The organism is Maritimimonas sp. 2405UD52-3, from assembly GCF_056591715.1.
Map to the genome: position 1 here is coordinate 776,540 of NZ_JBWQOL010000002.1, position 25,654 is coordinate 802,193.

General features: G+C 33.3%; 25 protein-coding genes and 1 tRNA gene. 10 read left to right on the forward strand and 16 right to left on the reverse strand.

The genetic code is table 11. The features are described 5' to 3' along the window. The first annotated feature begins 67 nt into the window (after nt 1-67). From folB to AC1EU5_RS07785, 5 genes are all read left to right on the forward strand, one after another. Nucleotides 68-424, forward strand: coding sequence for a dihydroneopterin aldolase (gene folB / locus AC1EU5_RS07765; protein WP_480191804.1), 357 nt, complete (start codon nt 68-70; stop codon nt 422-424). A 60-nt stretch (nt 425-484) separates the two neighbouring features. Continuing rightward, nucleotides 485-555, forward strand: a tRNA-Cys gene (locus AC1EU5_RS07770). Between the two features lie 93 nt (nt 556-648). Further along, on the forward strand, nt 649-1,509 hold the full coding sequence (locus AC1EU5_RS07775) for an MBL fold metallo-hydrolase (protein WP_480191805.1): 861 nt from the start codon (nt 649-651) through the stop codon (nt 1,507-1,509). Between the two features lie 6 nt (nt 1,510-1,515). Beyond that, the gene (locus tag AC1EU5_RS07780) at nt 1,516-3,216 is read left to right on the forward strand and encodes a S8 family peptidase (RefSeq protein WP_480191806.1); all 1,701 of its coding nucleotides are present in this window, start codon (nt 1,516-1,518) and stop codon (nt 3,214-3,216) included. A gap of 102 nt (nt 3,217-3,318) precedes the next feature. Then, a complete protein-coding gene (locus AC1EU5_RS07785; protein WP_480191807.1) occupies nt 3,319-5,172 on the forward strand; it encodes a M1 family metallopeptidase in 1,854 nt (617 codons plus the stop codon). Nucleotides 5,173-5,234: 62 nt separating this feature from the next. Here AC1EU5_RS07785 and AC1EU5_RS07790 read toward each other — a convergent pair whose 3' ends face one another. The 5 genes from AC1EU5_RS07790 to rimP all read right to left on the reverse strand — a co-directional run bounded on the left by AC1EU5_RS07790 (nt 5,235) and on the right by rimP (nt 11,313). Further along, complete coding sequence (locus AC1EU5_RS07790; protein WP_480191808.1) at nt 5,235-5,912, reverse strand: peroxiredoxin-like family protein; 678 nt, start codon at nt 5,910-5,912, stop codon at nt 5,235-5,237. Nucleotides 5,913-6,017: 105 nt separating this feature from the next. Then, a complete protein-coding gene (locus AC1EU5_RS07795) occupies nt 6,018-6,776 on the reverse strand; it encodes a DUF481 domain-containing protein (protein WP_480191809.1) in 759 nt (252 codons plus the stop codon). Nucleotides 6,777-6,920: 144 nt separating this feature from the next. Next, nucleotides 6,921-9,530, reverse strand: coding sequence for a translation initiation factor IF-2 (infB, locus tag AC1EU5_RS07800; protein WP_480191810.1), 2,610 nt, complete (start codon nt 9,528-9,530; stop codon nt 6,921-6,923). Between the two features lie 61 nt (nt 9,531-9,591). After that, nucleotides 9,592-10,839: a transcription termination factor NusA gene (nusA, locus tag AC1EU5_RS07805; RefSeq protein ID WP_480191811.1), complete on the reverse strand. Its 1,248-nt coding sequence runs from the start codon at nt 10,837-10,839 to the stop codon at nt 9,592-9,594. Nucleotides 10,840-10,851: 12 nt separating this feature from the next. Then, a complete protein-coding gene (rimP, locus tag AC1EU5_RS07810; protein ID WP_480191812.1) occupies nt 10,852-11,313 on the reverse strand; it encodes a ribosome assembly cofactor RimP in 462 nt (153 codons plus the stop codon). Between the two features lie 152 nt (nt 11,314-11,465). On the opposite strand from rimP, the gene AC1EU5_RS07815 reads away from it, so the two are divergent. Both AC1EU5_RS07815 and AC1EU5_RS07820 read left to right on the forward strand, forming a co-directional pair. Then, nucleotides 11,466-12,299: a universal stress protein gene (locus AC1EU5_RS07815; protein ID WP_480191813.1), complete on the forward strand. Its 834-nt coding sequence runs from the start codon at nt 11,466-11,468 to the stop codon at nt 12,297-12,299. Between the two features lie 5 nt (nt 12,300-12,304). Further along, a complete protein-coding gene (locus tag AC1EU5_RS07820; protein WP_480191814.1) occupies nt 12,305-13,327 on the forward strand; it encodes a LacI family DNA-binding transcriptional regulator in 1,023 nt (340 codons plus the stop codon). Between the two features lie 9 nt (nt 13,328-13,336). On the opposite strand, the gene AC1EU5_RS07825 is transcribed toward AC1EU5_RS07820, so the two are convergent. The 3 genes from AC1EU5_RS07825 to AC1EU5_RS07835 form a co-directional block, all read right to left on the reverse strand. Then, complete coding sequence (locus AC1EU5_RS07825) at nt 13,337-13,636, reverse strand: rhodanese-like domain-containing protein (protein WP_480191815.1); 300 nt, start codon at nt 13,634-13,636, stop codon at nt 13,337-13,339. Between the two features lie 2 nt (nt 13,637-13,638). Beyond that, on the reverse strand, nt 13,639-14,925 hold the full coding sequence (locus AC1EU5_RS07830) for an amidohydrolase (RefSeq protein ID WP_480191816.1): 1,287 nt from the start codon (nt 14,923-14,925) through the stop codon (nt 13,639-13,641). A gap of 91 nt (nt 14,926-15,016) precedes the next feature. Next, nucleotides 15,017-17,200 carry a glutamine synthetase III family protein gene (locus AC1EU5_RS07835; RefSeq protein WP_480191817.1) on the reverse strand — a complete coding sequence of 728 codons (2,184 nt, stop codon included), beginning with the start codon at nt 17,198-17,200 and terminating at the stop codon, nt 15,017-15,019. Between the two features lie 187 nt (nt 17,201-17,387). Between AC1EU5_RS07835 and AC1EU5_RS07840 the strand changes: the two genes are divergently transcribed. Together AC1EU5_RS07840 and AC1EU5_RS07845 are read left to right on the forward strand one after the other, a co-directional pair. Further along, complete coding sequence (locus AC1EU5_RS07840; protein ID WP_480191818.1) at nt 17,388-18,410, forward strand: glutamine synthetase beta-grasp domain-containing protein; 1,023 nt, start codon at nt 17,388-17,390, stop codon at nt 18,408-18,410. Between the two features lie 472 nt (nt 18,411-18,882). Beyond that, nucleotides 18,883-20,145, forward strand: coding sequence for a tyrosine-type recombinase/integrase (locus tag AC1EU5_RS07845; protein WP_480191819.1), 1,263 nt, complete (start codon nt 18,883-18,885; stop codon nt 20,143-20,145). Nucleotides 20,146-20,156: 11 nt separating this feature from the next. Here the strand turns inward: AC1EU5_RS07845 and AC1EU5_RS07850 are convergent, their stop codons facing one another. The 7 genes from AC1EU5_RS07850 to AC1EU5_RS07880 form a co-directional block, all read right to left on the reverse strand. Then, nucleotides 20,157-21,086 carry a relaxase/mobilization nuclease domain-containing protein gene (locus AC1EU5_RS07850; protein ID WP_480191820.1) on the reverse strand — a complete coding sequence of 310 codons (930 nt, stop codon included), beginning with the start codon at nt 21,084-21,086 and terminating at the stop codon, nt 20,157-20,159. Nucleotides 21,087-21,138: 52 nt separating this feature from the next. Continuing rightward, nucleotides 21,139-21,486 (reverse strand): plasmid mobilization protein, encoded by a 348-nt coding sequence (locus AC1EU5_RS07855; RefSeq protein WP_480191821.1) that lies wholly within the window; start codon nt 21,484-21,486, stop codon nt 21,139-21,141. A gap of 131 nt (nt 21,487-21,617) precedes the next feature. After that, entirely contained in the window at nt 21,618-21,968 is a 351-nt protein-coding gene (locus tag AC1EU5_RS07860; protein WP_480191822.1) for a helix-turn-helix domain-containing protein, read from the reverse strand. Nucleotides 21,969-22,061: 93 nt separating this feature from the next. Further along, nucleotides 22,062-22,538, reverse strand: a complete 477-nt coding sequence (locus tag AC1EU5_RS07865; protein ID WP_480191823.1) for a hypothetical protein — start codon at nt 22,536-22,538, stop codon at nt 22,062-22,064. Next, on the reverse strand, nt 22,526-23,308 hold the full coding sequence (locus AC1EU5_RS07870) for a hypothetical protein (protein ID WP_480191824.1): 783 nt from the start codon (nt 23,306-23,308) through the stop codon (nt 22,526-22,528). The genes AC1EU5_RS07865 and AC1EU5_RS07870 overlap by 13 nt, the downstream gene beginning before the upstream one ends. Before the next feature lie 325 nt (nt 23,309-23,633). Then, the gene (gene parS / locus AC1EU5_RS07875; RefSeq protein ID WP_480191825.1) at nt 23,634-24,008 is read right to left on the reverse strand and encodes a type II RES/Xre toxin-antitoxin system antitoxin; all 375 of its coding nucleotides are present in this window, start codon (nt 24,006-24,008) and stop codon (nt 23,634-23,636) included. Between the two features lie 39 nt (nt 24,009-24,047). Continuing rightward, nucleotides 24,048-24,527, reverse strand: coding sequence for a hypothetical protein (locus tag AC1EU5_RS07880; RefSeq protein WP_480191826.1), 480 nt, complete (start codon nt 24,525-24,527; stop codon nt 24,048-24,050). A 68-nt stretch (nt 24,528-24,595) separates the two neighbouring features. Here AC1EU5_RS07880 and AC1EU5_RS07885 point away from each other — a divergent pair, with 68 nt between their 5' ends. Beyond that, the gene (locus AC1EU5_RS07885) at nt 24,596-24,820 is read left to right on the forward strand and encodes a helix-turn-helix domain-containing protein (protein ID WP_480191827.1); all 225 of its coding nucleotides are present in this window, start codon (nt 24,596-24,598) and stop codon (nt 24,818-24,820) included. 125 nt (nt 24,821-24,945) lie between these two features. Here AC1EU5_RS07885 and AC1EU5_RS07890 read toward each other — a convergent pair whose 3' ends face one another. Beyond that, nucleotides 24,946-25,518 (reverse strand): hypothetical protein, encoded by a 573-nt coding sequence (locus tag AC1EU5_RS07890; protein ID WP_480191828.1) that lies wholly within the window; start codon nt 25,516-25,518, stop codon nt 24,946-24,948. Nucleotides 25,519-25,654: the final 136 nt, after the last annotated feature.

Genomic DNA, 25,654 nt, shown 5'->3' on the forward strand with positions numbered 1-25,654 from the left:
TTTAAGAAAATGATTTGATTGAATTTGGTTTTATTTAGAATCCTATCTTTGCCAAAATTCTTACCACATGGGACTCATAGAAGTTAAAAATATCCGATTATACGCTTATCACGGTTGTTTGGATGAAGAAGGTAAAATAGGTTCAGAATATCGTGTTGATTTAGCTGTTAAAGCCAATTTATCAGAATCTGCTAAAACAGATAAATTAAGTGACACCGTGGATTATGTTCACCTAAACAAAATTGTGAAAGAAGAAATGTCAATACGGACAAAATTACTTGAAACCGTAGCCGACAAAATTCTTGAGAGAATATTGAATGAGATTCTTATGGTAAAAAAAGCAACTGTAGCAGTTTCTAAATTAAACCCGCCTATTGGTGGTAATGTGGCCATGGTAACAATTAAGATGACTAAGAAGCGATAATATTTAGCATTTTTATTGCCTAAATTGTTAATTTAGTTAAATTTGTAGCCCTTTAGAAATGGCGTCGTGGCCGAGTGGCTAGGCAGAGCTCTGCAAAAGCTTGTACAGCGGTTCGAATCCGCTCGACGCCTCAAAAAACCTTACCAAATTGGTGAGGTTTTTTTGTATTATTTAATGATTATTCAGCTTATTTTCAGCATATTTGTGAACTTTTTTGCCCAATTATGAATATTTACCCAATTGAGACCGGTAATTTTAAATTAGATGGCGGTGCCATGTTTGGTGTGGTACCAAAGTCTTTATGGCAAAAAACCAATCCTGCAGATGTCAATAATATGATTGAAATGAGCATGCGTAGCTTGCTTATTGAAGATGGAAATCGTTTGATTCTTATTGATACAGGAATGGGTAATAAACAATCAGATAAATTCTTTGGTTATTATTATCTGTGGGGAGATTTTTCACTTGAAAAGTCTTTGGCTGATCATGGATTTCACCGAGATGATATTACGGATGTTTTTCTCACACATTTACATTTTGATCACTGCGGTGGAAGTGTACAATGGAACAAAGATAAAACAGGCTATGAACCTGCCTTTAAAAATGCTAAATACTGGAGTAATCAAGAGCATTGGCAATGGGCTATCCAACCTAATGCACGAGAAAAAGCATCTTTTTTGACTGAAAACATCATCCCAATAGAAAAGAGTGGGCAATTAAACTTTGTTGAACTACCTAATGAAGATTATCTAACTACATCTGAATTAGGGTTTGGCATTTTGTTTGTTGATGGTCATACGGAAAAACAAATGTTACCACAAATTAATTACAAAGGAAAAACCATTGTTTTTATGGCTGATCTATTACCAACTGTAGGTCACATTCCTTTACCATATGTTATGGGATATGACACACGCCCTTTATTGACTTTGAACGAGAAAAAACGATTTTTAGATAACGCTGCTAGCAACGAGTACTACCTTTTTTTAGAACACGATGCTTACAATGAATTATGCACTGTTCAACATACTGAAAAGGGTGTCAGATTAAAAGAAACTTTTACATTTAATGAACTATTTAACTAAATATTTATGAAGATTTTAAAATCAATTTCTATAGCAATGACTGCTATAGTATTCTTTGTAAGTTGTGCTACTTCAAAAACCACAACTTCTAATACTACAACGGAACAAAATGTAGTAGAGAAAATAACTTTTACTACAAAGACTGATAGTCTTGTTGCCAAAAAAACGGAGTTAAGTGAAGCAGAAATAAACGCATGGCCACATGCTGATATTTTTAAGGATTCTATTCCTGGCATGAGCTTAAAAGAGGCTTATCACTTCTTAGAAGGCAAACAAGGTAAAACTGTGATTGTTGGAGTTATTGACTCTGGCGTTGATATAGAACATGAAGATCTAGATGATGTAACTTGGGTAAATGAAGATGAGATAGCAGGCAATGGAAATGATGATGATAATAATGGATATGTTGATGATATTCATGGTTGGAACTTTTTAGGTGGTGAAAAAGGACAAGCTAATCCTGAGCAATTAGAATTGACACGAATTGTACAAAAATGGATGCCTCGTTTTGATGGAAAGGATTCTACCGCGATTGCTGAAACCGATATAGAAGACTTCAAGTTGTATTCAAAACTTAAAGGGATTGTTGACAAAAAAAGCGCAAATGCTTCAGATCAAATGCAGCAATACATGGCCATTAAAGATTTTGTTGTTAAAGCTAATGATACTCTTCAAAAGGTTTTAGGAAAAGAGACCTATGATATGAATGAAGTTAATGGTGTCTCTTTGGCTGAGCCTGCTTTAATGCAAGGTAAGATGATCATCATGAATATTATGAATGCCGGTGAAACTGTTAAGAGCGCATTACCTCAATTAGATGAAGCCGTAAATCACTATAAGAATCAGTTGGAAGCACAGTACAAGGTTGATTTCAATGGTCGTTTGGCAGGTGATGATCCATATGATATTAATGATAAAGTATATGGAAACGGATACGTTATAGGTTCAAAAGACAAAGAAAGTCATGGAACGCACGTTGCAGGAATTATAGCAGCAGAAAGAGGAAATGGTATTGGAATGGATGGTGTAGCAAAAAATGTAAAGATCATGGCACTTAGGGCGGTACCAGATGGCGATGAATATGATAAAGACATAGCCTTAGCCATTCGTTACGCCGTTGACAATGGTGCTAAAGTTGTAAATATGAGCTTTGGCAAAAGCTACTCACCTAATGCAGAATGGGTGTTTGATGCCATTAAATATGCGGCTGAAAAAGATGTATTATTAGTACATGCAGCAGGAAATAGCAATGAAAATATGGATACTGATGATAATTTTCCGAACGATGCAAAAGATAAAGTAAATGAGATTGCTGATAATGTGATTACTGTAGGTGCCATGTCTCGTTTCTTTAACGAAAAATTGCCGGCAGGATTCTCAAATTACGGTAAGAAGAATGTAGATATTTTTGCTCCGGGTATGGAGATTTATTCTACATTGCCTAAAGACACTTATGGTCAAAATCAAGGAACCTCAATGGCAGCTCCAGAAGTAGCTGGTGTAGCTGCGTTAGTCCGTTCATATTATCCTAACTTAACGGCTAGTCAGGTAAAACATATTATCATGGATTCTGGTATTGAATTTAATAGAGAAGTTATTAAACCAGGCACAAAAGATGAGAAAATAAATTTTGTTGATCTTTCTGTTTCTGGACGTATTCTAAATGCTTACAATGCATTAGTACTGGCTCACAAAATGTCAAAATAAGATAATTTACTATATAATTGGAAAGCACTTTCAAAAATTTGAAAGTGCTTTTTTTTGGTATCAATATTGATATTGGTATCTTGCTTAACAAACATTACTAACATGAAGAACATCTACTTTTTAGTGCTTTTGGCGCTTCCTTTTATAGCACCATCTCAAAGTGCAGACTATTGGCAACAGCATGTTGATTATACCATGGAAATTGATATGAATGTTGACAATTTCCAATATGATGGAAAACAAAAACTAGTCTATACCAATAATTCTCCAGATACACTTGATAAAGTCTTTTATCATCTATTTTTTAATGCTTTCCAACCTGGTAGTGAAATGGATATAAGGTTGCAGAACATTCAGGATCCTGATGGTAGAATGACTACCAATGTAGGTACTAAAGAAAATCCTATTAAAGAAAGTAGAATATCAAAATTACAACCTCATGAGATTGGTTTTATAAAAGTAAATTCTTTAAAGCAAAATGGTCAAGATATAGAATTCGAAACCATTGGCACCATTTTAAAGGTAAACTTGAATACGCCTATTAAACCAGGAGAAAAAGTCACTTTTGATATGGACTTCTTAGGACAGGTACCAGTACAAATCCGTCGTTCAGGAAGAAATAGCAAAGAAGGTGTGGCCTTATCTATGGCTCAATGGTATCCTAAAATGGTAGAATACGATTTTGAAGGTTGGCATGCTAACTCTTATATAGGGAGAGAATTTCATGGTGTATGGGGGGATTTTGATGTAAAAATTACCATTGATAAAAATTATACAATAGGTGGAAGTGGGTATCTACAGAACCCTAATGAAATTGGTCATGGCTATTCTGATAAAGAAGTAAAGCATAAAAAGAAAACTAAAAAACTTACTTGGCACTTTAAAGCTCCTAAGGTTCATGACTTTACTTGGGCTGCAGATCCGGAGTATATTCATGATAAAATAAAAGGTGAAAATGGTGTTGACCTTCATTTTTTCTATAAAAAGACACTCGATGAGAAATATTTAGAGAATTGGAAAAACTTACAACCAAAAACTGCTGAGATTTTGACTTTCTTTAATGAAAACATCGGTCAATATCCTTATAAACAATATTCAGTCATTCAAGGTGGTGACGGTGGTATGGAATATGCTATGTGCACTTTAATTACTGGTGAGCGTAAATTTGGTAGCCTGGTAGGTGTTACGGCACATGAATTGGCACATACGTGGTTTCAGTTTTTATTGGCTACCAATGAACAAAAACATGAGTGGATGGACGAAGGATTTACTTCTTATGTTTCTAGTTTGGCAATGAATACCGTAATGGATCAGAAAAAGGAAAATCCCCATGAAGGTGCTTATAGAAACTATACCTATTTGGCCCGTTCAGGAGTTGAAGAGCCTCAAACATTGCACGCTGACAGATTTGGATTGAACATGGCTTATGGCATATCGGCATATAGTAAAGGGCAACTATTTCTAACACAACTAGGGTATATTATTGGAGAGGAAAATCTGCAGAAAACTATTAAAAAATATTTTGAAGATTTTAAATTCAAACATCCAACACCTAATGACGTTAAACGAGTTGCAGAAAAAGTTTCAGGAATTCAATTAGACTGGTTTTTAAACTATTGGACTCAGACAACAAATACTATAGATTATGCGGTAGAAAGTATTTCAAATAATGAAGTAACTTTAAAAAATAACAGCAAATTGCCCATGCCTTTAGATGTAAAAGTTGAATATACTGATGGCACTTCTGAAGATTTTTACATTCCGTTACGTATGATGTATGGTAGTAAACCAACAGATGCAAAGAGATTAGATGACTGGTCTTGGGTGCAACCCTCTTATTCTTTTAAAACACCAAAACCTATAAAATCTGTTGAAATAGACCCATCCCAACGCTTAGCGGATATAGACAGATCAAACAATACCAAAGCTGTAGAAGCTAAAGAGATTAAACAATAAAATAAGCCACTCAAATGAGTGGCTTTAGTTTTTTTGCTGTTGGCAGCCAATAGACAAGCTAATTAAATAGCTTCTAAAATATCGTCTATACTAGCTCTTTTATGATAATCAGGGTCAAAATGTGCATATATAATTTCACCTTCTGTATTGATTACATACGTAGCTGGTACTGGTAATTGTGCGTTAGCTGCTCCATTATTTTCTGAAATAGAAACCTTTAGCTTTTCGTTTACCTTGTTTACATAATCATCTGTAACGCCATAGTCTACATCAAAAGCTTTTTGAATAGTACCATCAACATCTGAAACAATTGTGAAATCAGCTTTAGTATTCTCTTTTGTCTTTGCTACACCTTCTTGTGTTTCAGGAGTTATTGCAATTAATTTTACACCTTTGTCTTCTAACTCTTTTGCTCTGGTTGCAAATTCAGAAAGGTGTTTGTTGCACGCGGGGCACCAATAACCTCTATAAAAAATAACTGCAACATTTTGATCTTTATAAAGATCGGTTAACGCTATTTCTTTACCATCAATGGTTAAGTTTACTTCCGGTGCTTTGGTTCCTTTTTCTAGACCTTTAGGGGCATCTTCGCTTTTCATACCATAACTAGCATAATCAATTTCAGGAGTAGCTTCTGCCACTTGTTCTACTTCTTCTTTTTTAGGTTCTTCAGGCTTCTCTTCCTTTTTTTTACATGCAATAACACTTATAAGTGCCACTAGCATTAGAAATTTTCTCATTTTTTGTGAATTAAATTAAGTTAACAGTTAGTTGGGTAAGTCGTTGAGTAGTTAAGAAACTTTCATACCCTTGACCAATTTATTTCAAAAAACTGCTAACAGCACCTAGTAGCTTTTCAGGGTAAAACCAAAAGTTAAAAATTGATCTTCTTGTTGTTGATCTTCTACTACAACGCTTTCAAATGTATGTAAGTAGTTTACTTTAAAGTTCAAAAACTTCCAAATGGGTAGCTCTAAGCCTAGGTCTGCCTGCCAACGGTAGTTATTGCTTCTGCTTAATGAAGGTTGAAAATAACTCTCATGGTTTAGAATCAGTCTATTTTTAAACAGGTGATATTTACCATTTACCCAAATAGTGCCTCTTAGTGTATTGATAGAATCATCACCATTATACTCAGAACGATTGAAAGTTGTATTGTCAAAATCAGTCTCTTCATATTCGCATGTAAGCGAAAATTTAAGCCAATCTTTTTTCTTTTTAAAGACCTGATACGTAGCTCCTGCTCCAATTAAATAACGCAAATCAATCTCTCTCCTAAAATTGGTACTTACAAACCCTAATACCAATGGATATAGCTTTCGTTCAGGATTGAAATATAAAAAGTTGAGACTCAAAATATCTTCATCCGCCTTTTCTTTTCCAAATTCTTGATATACGTAAGAATTTTGGGTTTTAAAAACCCATTTTTTCCATGGTTTAACGCTCAAATCTGACTTTGCTCTAAAAATCAGTGTTTCCACATTTCCGCCCTGCCAGAAACCCGTTAAGGAAAGTTGAGCTTTTATATTAAGTGTGTCGCTTTCGTTGATTTGAGCTTGAAGAAAGATCGGAAAAAATAAGAAATAATACAGCGCCTTTTTCATTGCTAATTCGTTGTAAAGTTGCTTTTTTTATGCGGCAAATATACTTATTTATGCATTTCTGACTGAGGATTGATAAATAGCCATACTATAAATGAAATAAGCCCAAACAATTGTTTGGGCTTAGTTGCTTCTTTGAAAAATCTATTATTTTAATGTCTTCTTAACGGCTACTTCCTGGTAAGCTTCAATAATATCTAATTCTTTAATATCATTATAATTCTTGATTTGTATACCACAATCATAACCCTTAGCCACTTCTTTTACATCGTCTTTAAAACGTTTTAACGAAGCCAGTTCTCCTGTAAATACAACAACACCCTCTCTAATAATGCGTACTCTAGAGTTTCTAAAAATCTTACCATCAGTAACCATACATCCTGCAATTGTACCTATTTTAGAAATCTTATACGTTTCTCTAATTTCTGCATTACCAGTAATCTCCTCCTTCATTTCAGGGGATAACATACCTTCCATTGCATCTTTCACATCATTGATAGCATCATAAATGATAGAGTAATTTCTGATATCAATTTCTTCCTTTTCAGCTAATTCGCGCGCATTACCCATTGGGCGTACGTTAAACCCTACAATAATGGCATCTGAAGCCGAAGCCAACAATACATCAGATTCAGTAATAGCACCAACACCCTTATGGATAATATTTACTTGAATTTCTTCAGTAGATAATTTTTGTAGTGAATCTGTTAATGCCTCAACTGAACCATCAACATCACCTTTTAAGATAATATTCAATTCTTTAAAGTCGCCCAATGCTATACGACGTCCAATTTCATCTAAGGTAATATGACGTTGTGTTCTTACCGATTGCTCACGCGACAACTGAGAACGCTTAGCAGCAATTTGTTTTGCTTCACGCTCATCATCCATAACATTGAACTTATCGCCTGCTTGTGGAGCTCCATCTAGACCCAATATTGAAACCGGAGTAGATGGACCAGCTTCATCTAAGGAATTACCACGCTCGTTATGCATAGCTTTTACCTTACCACTATTTTTACCTGCTAATAAATAGTCACCTATTTTTAAAGTACCTGCTTCAACCAGTATAGTAGTTACGTACCCTTTCCCTTTATCTAATAACGCTTCAACAACGGTACCAGTAGCATTCTTATTAGGGTTTGCTTTCAACTCTAACAATTCAGCTTCAAGTAATACTTTCTCTAACAATTCATCAACACCTTGTCCTGTTTTTGCAGAAACATCATGTGATTGCACTTTACCTCCCCAATCTTCAACTAACAAGTTCATACCTGCCAATTCTTCTTTTACTTTCTCAGGATTGGCATCTGGCTTATCAACCTTGTTAATTGCAAACACAATAGGCACATTAGCGGCTTGAGCATGGCTAATTGCTTCTTTAGTTTGCGGCATTATAGAGTCATCTGCTGCGATTACAATAATCACTAAATCAGTTACCTGAGCACCACGAGCACGCATAGCTGTAAAGGCCTCGTGACCTGGCGTATCTAGAAATGTTATTTTTTGTCCGTCTTTTAGTTCAACTGCATAAGCACCAATATGCTGGGTAATACCACCTGATTCACCTGCTATAACATTAGCATTACGTATGTAGTCTAATAAAGATGTTTTACCATGATCTACGTGACCCATAACCGTAACAATTGGTGCACGGGGTTTTAAGTCTTCTTCAGTATCCTCTACTTCTTCAATGGCTTCTTCAACTTCAGCATCAACAAATTCAACCTGATAACCAAATTCTTCTGCAACAATGGATAAGGTTTCAGCATCTAAACGCTGGTTCATTGTTACCATCATTCCTAATGACATACATGCTGAAATAATCTGAGTAACAGACACATCCATCATTGTAGCTACTTCATTTGCGGTAACAAATTCAGTAACTTTTAATATCTTACTCTCTTCAGCAGCTTGTTGCTGTTCCGCTTCTGTTTGTTGACGGTGTAAATCTCTTTTCTCTCTCCTATATTTAGCACCTTTACCTTTAGACTTTTTACCTTGTAATTTCTCAAGAGTTTCACGTACTTGTTTTTGCACATCTTCTTCAGACGGCTCCTCCCTCACAACTGATTTTCTTCCTTTACCTCTGTTATCAAATTTATCTCTACCTCTTGAATTATCTTTATTAAACCTATTTCCAGAACTAACGGGTTTGCTTATACGTTTCCTTTTTCTTCTGGCTGATGTATCTTTTGATTCTTCCTTAGGCTTATCATCAGTTTTCTTCTTAGGCTTTTCAAACTTTTTCAAGTCTATCTTTTCGCCTACTTGCTTTGGCCCGCTAAGTTTCTGATACTTTGTCTGAATTTTTTCAGGTTCATCTGATTTTTCTTCAACCTTAGGAGTTTCTTTTTTAACTTCAACAGGTTTTTCTTCAACCTCTTCTGCTTTTGCTTCCTTTTTTGGTTCAATATCTATCTTACCTACAGTTTTTATCCCAGCTAACTTCTCAGTTTCCGGCTTAAAAACTTCCTCTTTTGCTTCTTCTCTTAACCTCTTTTCTTCAAGTTCTTTTTCTTGAGCTATACGAAGCGCTTCCTTTTCTTTACGCTTTTCTTCGCCAACCTCTCTAGAAGCAACTTTTTTACTTTTATCGGTTTGAAATTCATCTAAAAGAACATTATATACCTCATCAGAAATTTTAGTAGTTGGACGTGCTTCAATCTCATAACCCTTCTTGGTCAAATGCTCAACCGCTCTATCTAAAGATATATTTAACTCTCTTAAAATTTTATTTAGCCTTAATGTAGCCATACAATTATTTAATCTTTTCTATTCTTATTTTTTGTCGAATAACAAACCTTTTATTGCTCAATTAATCCTCAAATTCTTCTTTAAGAATTCTCTGAACATCAAGAATCGTTTCTTCTTCAAGATCTGTTCTTTTCAATAAATCATTTACGTCTAGTTCTAAAACACTTCTTGCTGTATCTAGACCAACATTACGCAATTCATCAATTACCCAAGATTCTATTTCATCGGTAAACTCAGTTAATTCAACATCTTCATCTTCTATACCTTCACGCTGTACATCTAACTCATAGCCTGTTAACTGACTTGCTAAACGGATATTCACACCATTTTTACCAATTGCTTTAGACACTTCCTCTGGCTTTAGATATACATCTACTCTTGACTTCTCGCCTTCAGCTGCTTCTTTAATTTCCATTGAAACTACTTTTGCAGGGCTTAAAGCTCTAGCGATAAATATCTTATCGTTTTTAGTGAAATTAATCACATCAATATTTTCATTCCCCAATTCTCGAACAATACCATGAATACGAGATCCTTTCATACCTACACAAGCTCCTACAGGGTCAATTCTGTCATCATATGAATCTACAGCCACTTTTGCTTTTTCACCTGGTATACGTGCTACTCTTTCTATGGTAATCAATCCATCAAATACCTCAGGAATCTCTTGTTCAAATAATTTAGTCAAGAAATCTGGTGATGTACGAGATAGAATAATAGCTGGCTTATTACCTCTTAACTCAACCGACTTTATAATACCTCTTACAGACTCTCCTTTACGAAAATAATCAGAACGTATTTGTTCACTCTTAGGCAAAATAATCTCATTACCTTCGTCGTCAAGTAAAATCACAGCATTATGACGGATATGGTGCACTTCTGCACTATAGATTTCTCCTTCTAGGTCTTTAAATTGCTTGAAAATATTTGTATTATCATGCTCATGAATCTTAGAAATTAAATTCTGACGTAAGGCCAAAATAGCTCTTCTTCCTAAGTCTGTTAACTTTACTTCTTCTGACACATCTTCCCCTACTTCAAAATCAGGTTCTATTTTACGCGCGTCTGATAACGAAATTTCTTCATTAGGTTCTTCTACTTCACCATCTTCTACGACTATCCTGTTTCTCCATATTTCTAAATCTCCTTTATCAGGGTTAATAATAATGTCAAAATTATCATCAGACCCATATTTTCTTTTCAGCGCGGCTCTAAACACGTCTTCAAGTATCGCCATTAGCGTTACTCTATCAATACTTTTATCGTCTTTGAATTCAGAAAAAGATTCAATTAACGCGATGTTTTCCATTTCACTATCAAATTAAAAAATTATCTTCACTTTTGCTTCTTTTATACTATCATATTTCAACGTTGCTTGCTTCGCAACGGTAATTTTGCCTTTCCCAATTGGTTTTGGCTCTCGAGATTTCCATTCTAAAGTAATTGCTTCTTCATTTACTGAAACTAATTTACCTTCAAAATTTTCCTCTTCTGCCCTAACCTTGATCACCCTTCCTATATTTTTTTTATACTGCCTTTTATTTACAAAAGGAGAGGTGGCTCCGGGTGTGGTTACTTCTAATGAAAAATCTTCATTCTCTCTATCAAGATTATGCTCTACATGACGACTTATTCGTACACATTCTTTTAAAGGCACTCCGTCATCACCATCAACAATTACCGTTATCTTATTATCAGTAGAAATAATAAGGTCTATCAAAAACAATCGACTGTTTTCTGATATAGCTTCATCCACTAATTTTTGTACGGTTTCTCTGTTCATTTTTTGTATAAAAAGAGGGGACTTTAGTCCCCTCCATTTTGTATAACCTCGTTATTTTCGGTGCAAATATACAAACTTCTCTTATAATGGCAAAAATGATTGAATTATATGGTTAATATTTATATATTTATGGGAATCAAAAAAGCAAAACCATGAATAAAATTCTTGTTCCGATTGATTTTTCTAAAGAAGCTCAATATGCCAGTAAAGTGGCTGCCAGTATTGCCAGAAAAACCAATAGCGAAATTGTATTATTACATATGTTTGACATACCACCAGACACTATTGACCCTGCCAGTAGTGGCAGTATGCAAGGTGGAGCTCAGAATATTTATTATATGAAAGGGATACACAGGGAGTTTGAAAAATTTATGGCATTACCTTTTTTTGAAGGCCTTACCGTAATTGAAGCTGTACGATTTCACAAAGCCTTTGAAGGCGTTATTGAGGAGAGTAAAGAACGAAATGCTGATTTGATTGTGATGGGTTCTCAAGGTGCTACCGGGCTTAAAGAAATGCTTGTTGGCTCAAACACTGAAAAAGTAGTTAGACACTCCCACATTCCTGTATTAGTTGTAAAGCAGGATCTTGATGATTTTGAGGCAAAGAATATTGTATTTGCTTCTGATTTTAGTGATGAAAGTAAGAGCACTTTTCCAAGTGTTATAGAGTATGCTAATTTATTTGGTGCCAAATTACATTTACTCTTTATAAATACCATTTATAACTTTCAGCCTACGCGAAAAATTAATGAGCGTATAAAATCTTTTGTGAATGGTTTTGATATTGACAATTATTCTTTGAATATTTACAGTGACAAAACCATTGAAGAGGGCATTTTAAATTTTGCCAGTGAAATAGATGCTGATATCATTGCCATTAACACACACAGACGCAGTGGTTTATATCAACTATTTAGTGATAATATAGGAAAAGACCTGGCAAATCATGCACTTCGCCCGGTAATGACTTTTAAAATTGAATAAACTACGTGAATCATAAAGTAACATTAAAACAGCTTGCCAATGAATTAAATGTATCAATTTCTACAGTTTCTAAAGCTTTAAAGAATAGCTATGAAATCAATGAAAAAACGATACAAAAAGTACAAGCGCTAGCAAAAAAATACAACTACAAACCCAATAAGGTTGCTTTAAATTTAAAGAACCAACAGACAAGAACCATAGGAGTGATTATTCCTAATATTCTTAACTATTTCTTTGCCAAGGTGCTTTTAGGCATCGAAGAAGAGGCAAATACTAAAGGTTATCAAATCATTATTTGTTTATCAAATAATCACTATCAAAAAGAGGTAGATTCTATTAATTTGCTGTGTGATGGAAGTGTAGATGGTTTAATTCTTTCAGTAGCAAAAGAAACCCAAAAGCTAAAAAATAGTTCGCATTTTAAAGATGCAATAGATGATGGCTACCCGATTGTTATGTTTGACAGGGTTTCAAAAGATATATCAAACTGTGATAAGGTAATCATTGATGATCAAAATGCGGCTTATAAGGCTGCGCAACATTTATTACGTATTGGTTGCCATAAGATTGCTCTAGTAAGTGCTATAGATGATATAGAAATTGGAAGACTACGATCTAAAGGTTATGAAAAAGCATTGTCTGAACAATCAGGTTATAAAAATAAACCGCTGCTAGCAAGTGTTCATCACAAAAAAGAATATGAAGAAGTTATTTCTAAGCTCTTTGAAGAAAATAAAGATCTTGACGGCATATTAGCTACAGATAATACCGCAGCTGCTTCAGCAATTCGTGTAGCCCATAAAAAAGGATTAACCATTCCAAAAGATGTTGCTATTGTAGGATTTACAGACAATAAAATAGCAAGGCTGTCTTCACCTTCATTAACTACGGTTAGTCAACACCCGTTAGACCTTGGCAAAAATGCTGTTAATTCACTTATTGAGCGAATAGAAAGTCAAGAAGAAATAAGCTATGAAACTACAGTTATTGACACAGAACTCATAATAAGAGAATCTACCAGAAAATAGGTAGTTAGTTTATTCAATATACTCATCTACATTTTGCCATGGGCCTCCGTTAATAACATCAATACCATGGTCTGCTAGAAATTCTTCTGCTCTTCCACTTCTAGCACCACTTCTACAACAGGTAATTACTGGTTTATTCCATGACTTTACTTCATCTAAATGATCAGGCAAATAGTCTAGTATTATATGTTTAGATCCTTCCACATGTCCTTCTTCGTACTCAGCATCTGTTCTTACATCAAGAACCACTGCACCCTTTTGCAAATATGCTTCTACATCTCCAAATTCAGGTTTACTAAAAAATCCCATTTTTATTTCTTATTATTTAAATAATCTAATGTTAAATTTATAAATGTTTTAACGCCTAGTTTCATACCACTTTCGTCAATAAAAAAATCAGGGGTATGATGTGAGGCTGCATCTTCAGGTTTTACATCAACGGGCTTTCCGCCAAGAAAAAAATACAAACCCGGCACTTCTTTCTGAAAATATGAAAAATCCTCAGCGCCCGTAATAGCATTTATTAAATGTACATTTTCTTTACCGGCAGACTTTTGAAGTGATGGAAGCATAGCATTAGTCAATGCTATATCATTATAGGTAATTGGGTAGCCCTTATCTATTTCTATAGTAGCATCACCACCAAAGGCTTTGGCAATTGCAGGCACCCGCTTTTTCATTTCGTCATTTAGCTTTTTCTGCATATCATAGTCAAGTGTTCTAATAGTTCCTATCATCTCAACTTCCTCTGGAATAATATTGTTACGAACACCTCCACGAATCAATCCCACAGAAATTACTGCCGCTTCTTTTGTTAATTCAGTATCACGGCTTACAATTGTTTGTAAACCATTGATAATTTGAGCTGATATTACCACGGGATCAATACCACCCCATGGACGTGAACCATGCGTTTGTTTACCTTTTACTTTAATAACAAATCTTTGTGATGCCGCCATAATACCAGCGGGCCTATAAGAAATGTTACCAACTGTCATACCAGCACTGATGTGCAAGCCAAAAATTGCATCAACATCTGGGCTTTTTAAAACTCCTTCCTCTACCATCATTTTAGCCCCTCCATTTTCACCTGGAGGCACTCCTTCTTCTGCAGGCTGAAAAATAAACTTAACCGTGCCTCTTATATCCTTTTTCATTTTACTAAGTACTTCCGCTGTTCCCATTAAAATGGCAATATGTGTATCATGGCCGCAAGCATGCATAACCCCAGTTTCAATACCATTATAAACACTTTTAACTTTTGAAGCAAAAGGAATAGGCGTGCGCTCAGTTACAGGAAGCGCATCTATATCGGCTCTTAATGCTACCACAGGGCCGGGCTTAGCACCTTTTAATATACCAACAACACCTGTATGAGCAATGCCTGTTTGTACTTCTAAGCCCAAACTGTTTAAATGCTTGGCAATCTTTTCGGCAGTTTTAAATTCTCTGTTTGACAGTTCAGGATTCTGGTGAAAATCCCTGCGCCACTCTATAACTTTGCTTTCTATGTCATCAATCATTTTATTAGTCTTGGCATTTTGTGCCACTATTATTGATGAGCAAAAGTATAATGTAATTAAAAAAAGTTTTTTCATCATAAATATTTTAAGGATGCTAAAGATAGAAAAATCCCATCTCAATAAAACAAATGAAATGGGATTTATAAATCTTTTGACTAATGAAAAATTATCTTGTAAATAACATTTCTCTGTACTTTGTTAGTGGCCATAACTCATCATCTACCATCATTTCTAATTTATCACAATGGTAGCGTATCTCATTAAAATAAGGTTTTACTTTATTGCAATAGGCTTCAGCTGCTTTTTGACTATTGAATGTATTGGCTTTCTTACGCTCACTGATCATTAGATTAATTTTTGAATTAATCTCCGCAATATGATTTGAGATATTCTCTATCAAATCTATTTGCTCAGCCGCTAATTTTTTAAAGTCTTTGTCAAATACTTCTTTAAGTCCTTTTACATTTTCAATTAGGGTATTCTGATAACGAACAGCTGTAGGTATAATATGATTTCTAGCCACATCTCCTAGGGTTCTGCTTTCAATTTGAATACGCAGTGTATATGCTTCCAGTTCTATTTCATATCGTGCTTTTAATTCAACTTCATTCATAACGCCCATTTCTTTAAATAAAGAAATCGCTTGATCAGAAATTTGAGCTTTAAGAGCTTCAGGTGTTGTTCTATGATTACTTAACCCCCTTTTCTTAGCTTCTTTTTCCCACTCTTTTCCATAACCATCTCCTTCAAATCTGATTCTTTTAGAAGCTTTGATATATTCGCGTAAGACGTTGAAAACGGCTTCATCCTTTTTAAGATTCTTTTTATCAATCAATACATCAACTTCCTTTTTAAATTCTTTTAACTGCTTTGCAACTAAAGTATTTATTACTGTCATAGGTCCTGCACAATTAGACGATGCTCCTACCGCACGCAGCTCAAATTTATTCCCAGTAAAGGCAAAAGGAGATGTTCTGTTTCTATCGGTATTATCCAATAAAATTTCTGGTATCTTTCCAATAATGTTTAATTTAAGCTCTGTTTTTTCTTGTGGCGATAATTTTCCTTTGGTTACATGTTCTAACTCATCTAATACTGAAGATAATTGCGAACCTATAAACACAGAAATAATGGCAGGTGGTGCCTCATTAGCTCCCAAGCGATGGTCATTACTTGCACTAGCAATAGAAGCCCTTACTAACTCTTCATAATCATGTACAGCTTTAATGGTATTCACAAAAAATGTTAAAAACTGTAAATTCTTCATAGGTGTACTCCCAGGGCTTAACAAATTTATCCCTGTATCTGTAGACAGTGACCAATTGTTATGTTTTCCTGATCCGTTAATACCTGCAAAAGGTTTTTCATGAAAGAGTACTTTAAAAGAGTGACGTCTAGACACTTTACCCATAATATCCATTAACAATGAATTATGATCAACCGCTAGATTCGCCTCTTCAAAAATAGGAGCCACTTCAAACTGATTTGGAGCTACTTCATTATGTCTTGTCTTTACGGGGATACCTAATAGCATACATTCATTTTCAAGATCACGCATAAAACTCATCACTCTATTAGGTATAGAACCAAAGTAATGATCATCTAATTGCTGCCCTTTGGCAGGTGAGTGACCAATTAAGGTTCTACCCGTTAATGTAATATCTGGTCTAGAAGCTGCTAAGGCATCATCAATTAAAAAATACTCTTGTTCCCAACCTAAAGTAGCATTTACTTTGGTGACATTTTTATCAAAATACTTTGCAATAGCTGTGGCAGCGTGATCAACAGCCTGCAATGCTCTTAACAATGGTGCTTTATTGTCTAATGCTTCGCCTGTATACGAAACAAAAATTGTAGGAATACATAAAGTAGTGCCGTAGATAAATGCCGGAGAAGTAGGATCCCATGCTGTATAACCTCTTGCTTCAAAAGTATTACGAATACCACCATGTGGAAAACTGGATGCATCTGGTTCTTGCTGAACCAGTTGGTTTCCACCAAATTTTTCTAGAGCACGGCCATTTGTTGTTGTTTCAAAAAAAGCATCATGTTTTTCCGCTGTCGCACCAGTTAGAGGTTGAAACCAGTGTGTATAATGTGTTGCTCCTTTACTCAATGCCCAAGCTTTCATGGATGAGGCTACTTGATCAGCAATCTTTCTATCAATTTTACTTCCTTTAAAAATAGCATTCTGCACATTATTGTATGCATCGCTTGTCATATATTGACGCATGGCATGCTCGTTAAAAACATTCGCTCCAAAAAATTCCGATCGTTTTCCTAATTCATTAATTTCTAATGGCTTTCTGTTTAAAGCCTCCTGAAGTGCATTAAATCTTATCTTCGACATACCTAAGCTTATTAACCTTTTAACAAATGACAAAAATAGCTAATGATTTTGCGAAAAATTATTTTTTACCCCTCTTTTTTTAGGGTGTTGATAAAATTTTATTATTAACCAATATTTTAACCCCTGAAATAAGGATGGTTTATTCAAAAAAATTATTTTTGTGCTTGATTTCTAAAATAAGTTAACAATGAGCAAAGCAAAACTTGAGTACATTTGGTTAGATGGACACGAGCCAACTCAAAACATGAGAAGTAAAACGAAAATTGAAGATGACTTTAGCGGTAAATTAGAAGATTGCCCTATTTGGTCTTTTGATGGTTCTTCAACAGAACAGGCTGAAGGTGGTTCTTCTGACTGTTTATTAAAACCTGTAGCAATTTTTCCAGATCCTTATAGAAAAGATGGATATTTGGTAATGTCTGAGGTTTTAAATGCTGATGGCACGCCACATACTTCAAATGCAAGAGCAAAAATTGACGATGATGACAATGATTTCTGGTTTGGATTTGAACAAGAGTATTTCTTAATGGATACTAAAACAGACTTACCTTTAGGTTTCCCAAGAGGTGGTTTCCCAGGCCCTCAGGGTAAATACTACTGCTCTGTTGGTGGACGCTATACTTGGGGTAGAGATTTTGTTGAAGAACATTCAGATCTATGTATAGCAGCTGGTCTTAACTTTGAAGGAATTAATCAAGAAGTTGCGCCAGGACAATGGGAATTTCAAATTTTTGCAAAAGGTGCGAAAAAAGCTGGAGATGAAATTTGGGTAGCACGCTATTTATTAGATAGGTTAACTGAGAAATATGGATATTATATTGAATACCATCCTAAACCAGTTAAAGGAGACTGGAATGGTTCTGGTATGCACGCCAATTTTTCTAATACTTTACTTAGAACTTGTGGTAGTAAAGAAATTTATGAAAAAGTTTGCGAAGCCTTTAGACCAGTAACTGATGAACACATAGAGGTATATGGTGAATTTAATGATGAACGATTAACAGGACTTCATGAAACTGCTCACGTTTCTGATTTTAGTTATGGTGTTTCAGATCGAGGTGCATCAATCAGAATTCCTATTATTACAGTAGAAAAAGGATGGAAAGGCTGGTTAGAAGACAGAAGACCTGCTTCTAATGCAGATCCTTATAAAGTAGCTGGGAGAATTGTTGAAACTGTAAAAAGTGCTAAGGTAGAAGTACCTGCATAAGTATTAAAATACTATAAAATCAAAAACCGCTAAAGAATTTCTTTAGCGGTTTTTTTCATCTTTTAAATAAAAAATAAAACTTTTCGGGAATTTTAATCTTAGGGTTGTTTTATTAATAGTAGAGTAAATTTTTATTATTTGAATTAGTTAAACAAACCAAGATTAACCAAATCTAAATGAATAAACCAAGCTAGGGGTAAGCTTGGTTTTTTCTTTTTATATACCTTGCATTTTGCTTACTACAATAAAACAAAAAAGCTGCCTTAAAAAGACAGCTTAAGTTGGCCCACTAGGACTAGAATTCATTATTTTACTTAACTTCATTTAATTTTTTATATATCATAAACACTTTATTTACAGATAATTATTTATTCAAATAAAAAATATTGTAAATTTGAATAAAGTATATTAAAGCAAATTTTCGGGAATATGTCGGGGATTTTTAGGTTCTAGTCCTAAATTATTTGATGATATGGCAAATATAAAGTTTAACATAATTAGTAAATCAAACCCTTCAAATATTAATGTAAGATTTTACCATGGCAAACAGATAGATTGTAATGCTCGATCCAATATATTAATTAATCCGAATTACTGGAGCAATAAGATGCAGAATCTAAAACCATCGGTCAATATGCAAATAAAAAATCATTACAGAGATAAGATAGATAATCTAAAAAATGAAATTATCTTTAGATTTAACGATGATTTTTCAAAGGGTCAAAAGATCGATTCAAAATGGTTAACAAAGGTAATTAGTGAATTTTACAAAAGACCTAATAGTGATGATGATAGCAGTATATATTTTTTAGCCTTTATAAAAGAATATATAGAAGAATCCAGATCAAGGGTTAATCATAAAACCGGAAAACCTATCTCTAATGGAACCCTAAAGAAATATCAAAATACTCTAAATCATATTTCAAATTTTGAAAATGTAAATGGTGTTAGTCTAAAGTTAAATGAAATCGACTTAAATTTCCATAAAGAATTTACTAACTACTTGAAAATAACTTGCAATTACTCAAACACTTTTATTCATAGAAATATTAGCCAAATAAAGACATTCCTCAGAGAGGCAAGACTTAAAGGTTATGATATCAGCAATGAGTTTGAAAATAGTAGGTTCACCTTTTCAAGAGATGAAGCTATCGACACATACTTAAATGAAAAAGAGATTGAAAAGTTATTTAATCTAGATTTGGCTAAGAATAAAAAACTCCAAAATGTCAGAGATCTTTTTATCATAGGTTTATGGACGGGACTAAGAATTAGTGATCTAAAAAGAATATCAGAGTTTCAATTTTCGAAGAAAACTATTGTAATAGACAGCATCGAAAAAACAGGATCAAATGTTGAAATACCCATCCATCCTCAGATACAACAAATACTAAGAGCTAGGAACAACCAAGTACCTAAAAGTATAAGCGATCAGAAGTTTAATAAATATGTAAAGGAGCTTTGCTTTAAAGCAGGGTTTACAGAAAAAATTCTAGGAAACCTTAAAAATTCAGAAACAAACAGAAAAGAAAAGGGTTATTACCCGAAATACAAATTAATTAGCTCTCACACTTGCAGAAGAAGCTTTGCCACCAATCATTATGGAAAAATAGATGATAAAACTATTATGGCGATAACTTCTCATAAAAGTCACAGCCAATTCCTTTCATATGTTAAAACTACTCAAAAAGAGCATATTTCCAAGATGGCTGAATATTGGAAGAGTAATCTTTAACTAATCATTTACTATCTAGAATATCTCATACTTTGACCATTATTTTTTTCAGTTGTATTTTTCATTTTATTTTCTTGCTGATTTTTGCCTGGTTGCTCACGATCAAACCTTGACGTTCTTTGATTTCTTCTAGCTGCTTCATAAGATCTTCTTGCTTCCATTGCATCCTTATGAATTGATTCTTGTTCTGCTTTTGAAAATTCTGTAATTCCTGCATTAACTTTATGAATAATTGTACTGTCTCTATTTTGCTCATAACTGATATAATTTTTTATAGAATTCCAGGAAAACTTCTTTCCTAGTTTACTTCCTTTAAAAATGATGTTGTCCATCATAAAACTTACTCCTGAAATTCTATTTGTTGTTTTACTAATATTAAATTGTGGATGTATTCTTTCTTGAAGCAATTTGAAAACAAATTCACTAAAAGTGTTTGAATACAGCATATGTTTGTAAACTATTTGCTGCATTTTAGTTCGAATAGGTACTTCACCTGTTCTCAACGTTTTTTCTATTTCAGCTTTTGTTAAAACTGATTTTTCCTTTTTTCTACTCTTTTGAAGCCTACTAAGATTAAATTCAATTTCTAATATTCTTACTATTTTCTCACTGCGTTTATAATCTTGACTGTCATCAACTACTCCGCCATCGTATTTTACTCTGTTTGCAACTATATGCAGATGTGGATGTTCACTTTCAAAATGCCTGTAAATAATGTATTGGTTATTGTCAAAGCCCATTTCTTTTAAATACTTTTTAGCTATGCGCTTAAATTTAGCATCGTCCACTGTTTCATACTTAGGTAGATTTAGAGATACATGATATACCGCCCTTTTTAAATTAGGCCTTAACTGATTGATTATTTTAAACTCTCTACTAATATCCTTGACTGTTTTTCCAGAAAGATTGGACCCAAGAACAATGGCTTCTTTTCTTTCCACCTATTGTTCATTATATGCAATTACCCCTCTAAAATTTGTTCCTTTAATTTGTTTAGCTATCATTTTTAATTAAGTTCAATTTAACCTCTGTAAGCAACCTTATCACCGCTTGAATTTCAAACATAAGATTGTCGTTCTTGTATTCCATATAACCAGGGCATTCTATTATCTCCTCCAGATTGTTATAATACTTACTTAAGAGCACTAACAATTCCCTATTAATTGGATGAATTAAGGGTCTCTTAATTCTTTTGTCTAATGAACTTTTTCTAATGAAATCCGTAATCGTTAAACCGGTAATAGCCGCTAATTCACATACCTTTTCATAGTCAAGAAGATTAAACCTTATGTTGACTTGAATGATTTTTTTATCCTCTATATTCTTTCTTGGTCTTGCCATAATCTTTAGGGGTTTGGGGAGTATCCCCAACAAGCCATCGAACAAAGTGAGATAGTTTTTGCTAGCAAAAACATGGCTTGCTCTTCGTCTTAAATTGTAAATGCTCCTTGAACAGTTATTAGTCAATGGACTTAAAAGAGTTTTTTAATATCCGATATTTTAACATCTTGAGATGAAGCTTGGCGCTTTCTCTCAAGTAACTCATTTATATCTTTAGCGTCAAAATAAACTCGTCCTCCCATACGAATAGGAAACAAAAGATCTTGGTCAATCCACGAATAGATTGTTGGCCTAGTAGTTTTAAAAAGTTTCGTTACATCTGTAATAGTAAGTAGATCAATTTTAGTGGTTGAAACTTTCTTATTGGTCAGTTGATCAAACTCTTTTTTGAAAAGTGAAATAAAACTATTTGAATTCTCTTCTGAAGTGTTTGAAGGAACAAATTCCTTTATTCCTTCTTTGTCTAAAATAACTATTTTCATGTCATATATTTTTGAATTACATGACAAACTTAGAAGCTATCTTACACTATTTTGCTTGTTTTGGTACCTCAAGATTTAGTGCCAAAATTTCATTTAACATTGTTTTACTTCATTATATATTACTTCTAATGATAATACTGCTTCTTCAACTTCAATAAGCATACTCGCATTTGCAAGTATTCTTTCTAAGGCTCTTCTGTACTGGCCTTTTCGTCTTGGATAATCTTCATAAGTGAGGCAAGGGTTCGCCGGATGTGCTTGATTTAAGGTAGGAAACCTCTTTTTGTCTTTTTGAGTTACTTTGAATCTATGATTAACCCTAGTACATATAAAATCGTATTTGTAATCGCCTCGTTTTCCTTTTTGCAAATACTCCTCATAAACGACGATAATTCCAACTCTTAAAGAAACTTTAGGCTTTTGTACTGCTAACCCCGCCTGTTTATAAACATTTATCAATTTTGTAACATCTTCAAATGTAAAATACTTCTTATTATTTATATATACTGAAGGGAGTCCTAATAATGAATTTTCAAACTCAATAATTTTATGCATTTCTATCTTGTCCATCCCGAATTGATATCTAAATCAGTGCCCCTATCTCTTCCCATTATAATATCTATGACCTGATCTACTTTTTGAAAAAGCTCTTGTTTAATTTTTAAAAAAAGAATGGGGTTATTAATAACATCCATCGCTAAATCATATGAACGAAATTCATTTAATTTCCCATTTAAAAGGCGTTGGACCGCATATATAGTTGTTCTGATTTCAGAGGTATTAAGTTGGAACCTGAGCGACTCTAAACCTTTTATAACCTTTATAGAAGTTTCAAATTCATTTTTTGAAAATTTATTCAGTTTTAGCCCCAATAACTTTGAAGAATCCATTTTTTCTTTAATATCATTTACAAATTTTCGAATCATGAAGTTTCCAAAATCTGTAGTTCTTATAAAACGAATTGGTTCTATAATAACTTCCATGGTAAAATCATTAAGGCTTGCCTCTTGAATCAGATTACCCTTCTTATAATATTTTGAAAGCAATTCATTAAACCAGTCTTTTTCAAACTCATTCATATTATTCAGAATCCTTAGAGTATAGTTCCTAATATCATTAAACAAACTGCTTTTATCAGATAACATTATTTCTATGGGTAAATTGAAATTTCCAGTCTTTTCAACATAATCTTCACAAAGTATATAAACACTTACCAGTGAAATAAAATTCTTTAGCTCTTCTTCATTAAAACTTAAAACTTCTTTCTCTTTAAGTAAGTCATCAAATTCTTGACCGTAGTAGATTTTAGGGTCATAAAGACCTCCTAATTTTCTGAACATTATTTGTAGTTATTTTATAATATATGACATACTTAAAAATAAGCACAAATAATTGTTTTACAAAAACTTGCAATATTGATTCAGACTATATATTGAATAAAAAAAGTGCGTCCTAAAGACTCAAACGATATCAGAGTTTTTTGGGCGATTTAAAAAAATCTTGAAACGTCAATTTTTCAGAAAGAAGGCATCAAGAATTGATCAAAAAAATTGAGACATATTCTAATAATTGAACTAAATATTAACACCTATTTTAATCTTTCAATCTAGCCGTTTTTAATTTTCTATTTGCTCTTGGAGTAGAAATTAAAATGTCAATTAAATACTAGGCAAAAATTCCATGGTCAATCCTATGCAGTGCCTCCTCCAATATATTAATACCCGTATATGTACTTAAAAGAGTTTTTGGAGATTTGTGGTTAAATGAAACGTTCTCAGTTTCAAGCCATTTTTTAAACTTATCTAAATTCCCAAAGGTTTCTGCTCCCTTTTTATAAAGATTATATATTAGTAAGATTTTCTCTGACTTTATCGGATTGAAAGTTCTATTATTTCTGATATACTTTGAAAGTGTACTGGTAGATATTCCCAACATAAAAGACCAATCTTTATTAGATATCTTAAACTCCTCATTGAATTCAACCAGCTCTTTTACGGTTACACCCTTATTCACTTTATCAAGCAATTCTAATATATTCATAATAAGCTATTGTGAAATTCTGTTTTAAAATTAAATTATTTAGAAGACATTGGAACTAAAGAAAAAAGGAGTTTCTATATCATCTGATCTATTATATGCTAAACTAGAGATATCGTTAATTAATCTTTGCCTTTTAATTTTATTCATTAATCTAATTTCTTCTGGTGAAAACAATTTCTTTGGAAGCTCCTTAAAAATTATATCCCCATCCTCAAAAAATTTAGAATTTAAAATGCAGTCTTCACATTTTTTAACCTCACTATTAATTTCTTTCACAAATTCTTCCCTAGAAAAAACTTTTCGGGTGAATGGAAGACGACAAAAACTGCATTGATCAAACTTCAAATTCGCATAAGAATACTCACAGGTCAATGCCATCTTTAAATCCCTTTCAAATTCTTCTCCAAGAAATGTCTCTAAACCAATAAATTGTTCATGCTCAATTTTCCAATACTTCAACAATAATTCTGATATATAGGAGTCAATATTATTACTAATTACAATTTCAAAATCAAACATGTATATATTATTTTAATGACATATTTGTCATTACAAAAATGTAATTTTATTTGGACTTTTCCAATTGCATGGGAAAGCATCTGAAAAACAAAAAATTACTGAAAACTATTTCTTCAAAATTAAAGGAATTGAGAGAAGTAAAAAATTTAACTCAAGAAGATGTATATAATGACACAGGCATCCACATTTCAAGAATAGAAACTAGCAAAGGAAATATTACCGTTAGCACTTTAAAAGCTCTATGTGACTATTTTAAGATTACTTTATCTGAATTTTTAAAAGAGGTTGAATAAAGTTTATCATTAGTACAATTAAGAAATTTTAGTTTTACTTGAATAAGATATACCGTCGCATCTATTAAATGTATCCTAATTTTATCGTTTATTTAAACTTTAACTCAGTTCTTTGTTGTAGCACATTATTTTTTCTTTGTATATAATTCAATTGCTTTTAAATATTGCATACCGACAGATTGAGTTTGGCCATTTAGAAATCCATTTAATTCAGGATGATTTTCGTCAATCCAGTTTAGGAGCTTGGTTCTGTTTTCTACCCAAGTTTTATCATTGAATGTCACGTTTGTTCTTTCAATGCTTAATATTTTATCAGAATCGAATTTGATGATCGCACTCCAGACTGTTGGTTTTTCGTGAAGAAGATAGATTCTTTTATCCATTTTTGAAATCTTCGCTTTAACAATATCGTTTTCTTGTTTAATTTCTAGGATTTTGTATGTTGGATTAAATACAGAATCCCATTTCAACCATCCTTCAGTATATTCTTTCTTTGAAAATGTTTGTCTGTAGTCATAATCAGTTTCTTTAGTTATAAGGCTATCGGTCAATAAAATTTTCATTGCGGCGCTATCAGAATTATCAAGAGCCTTGTAATATTGCTTTGCAATTTCCAGTTTATCAAATTCCTTTTCAGCAGTTTTACAGGAACTAATTGCGATTACAAATAACAACAGAAAAGTAATAGTTTTATTCATTGATTTTTGGATTTTAATAATGTGCTACAACGGTTTGTGTATGGTTAGTTACGGAAAATCCTAACGGATTTTCCGACGTACTACGAAGTTAATTAATTCAAGTGAATTCCTGCGAAGGAATTCCGCAGTAATTAAT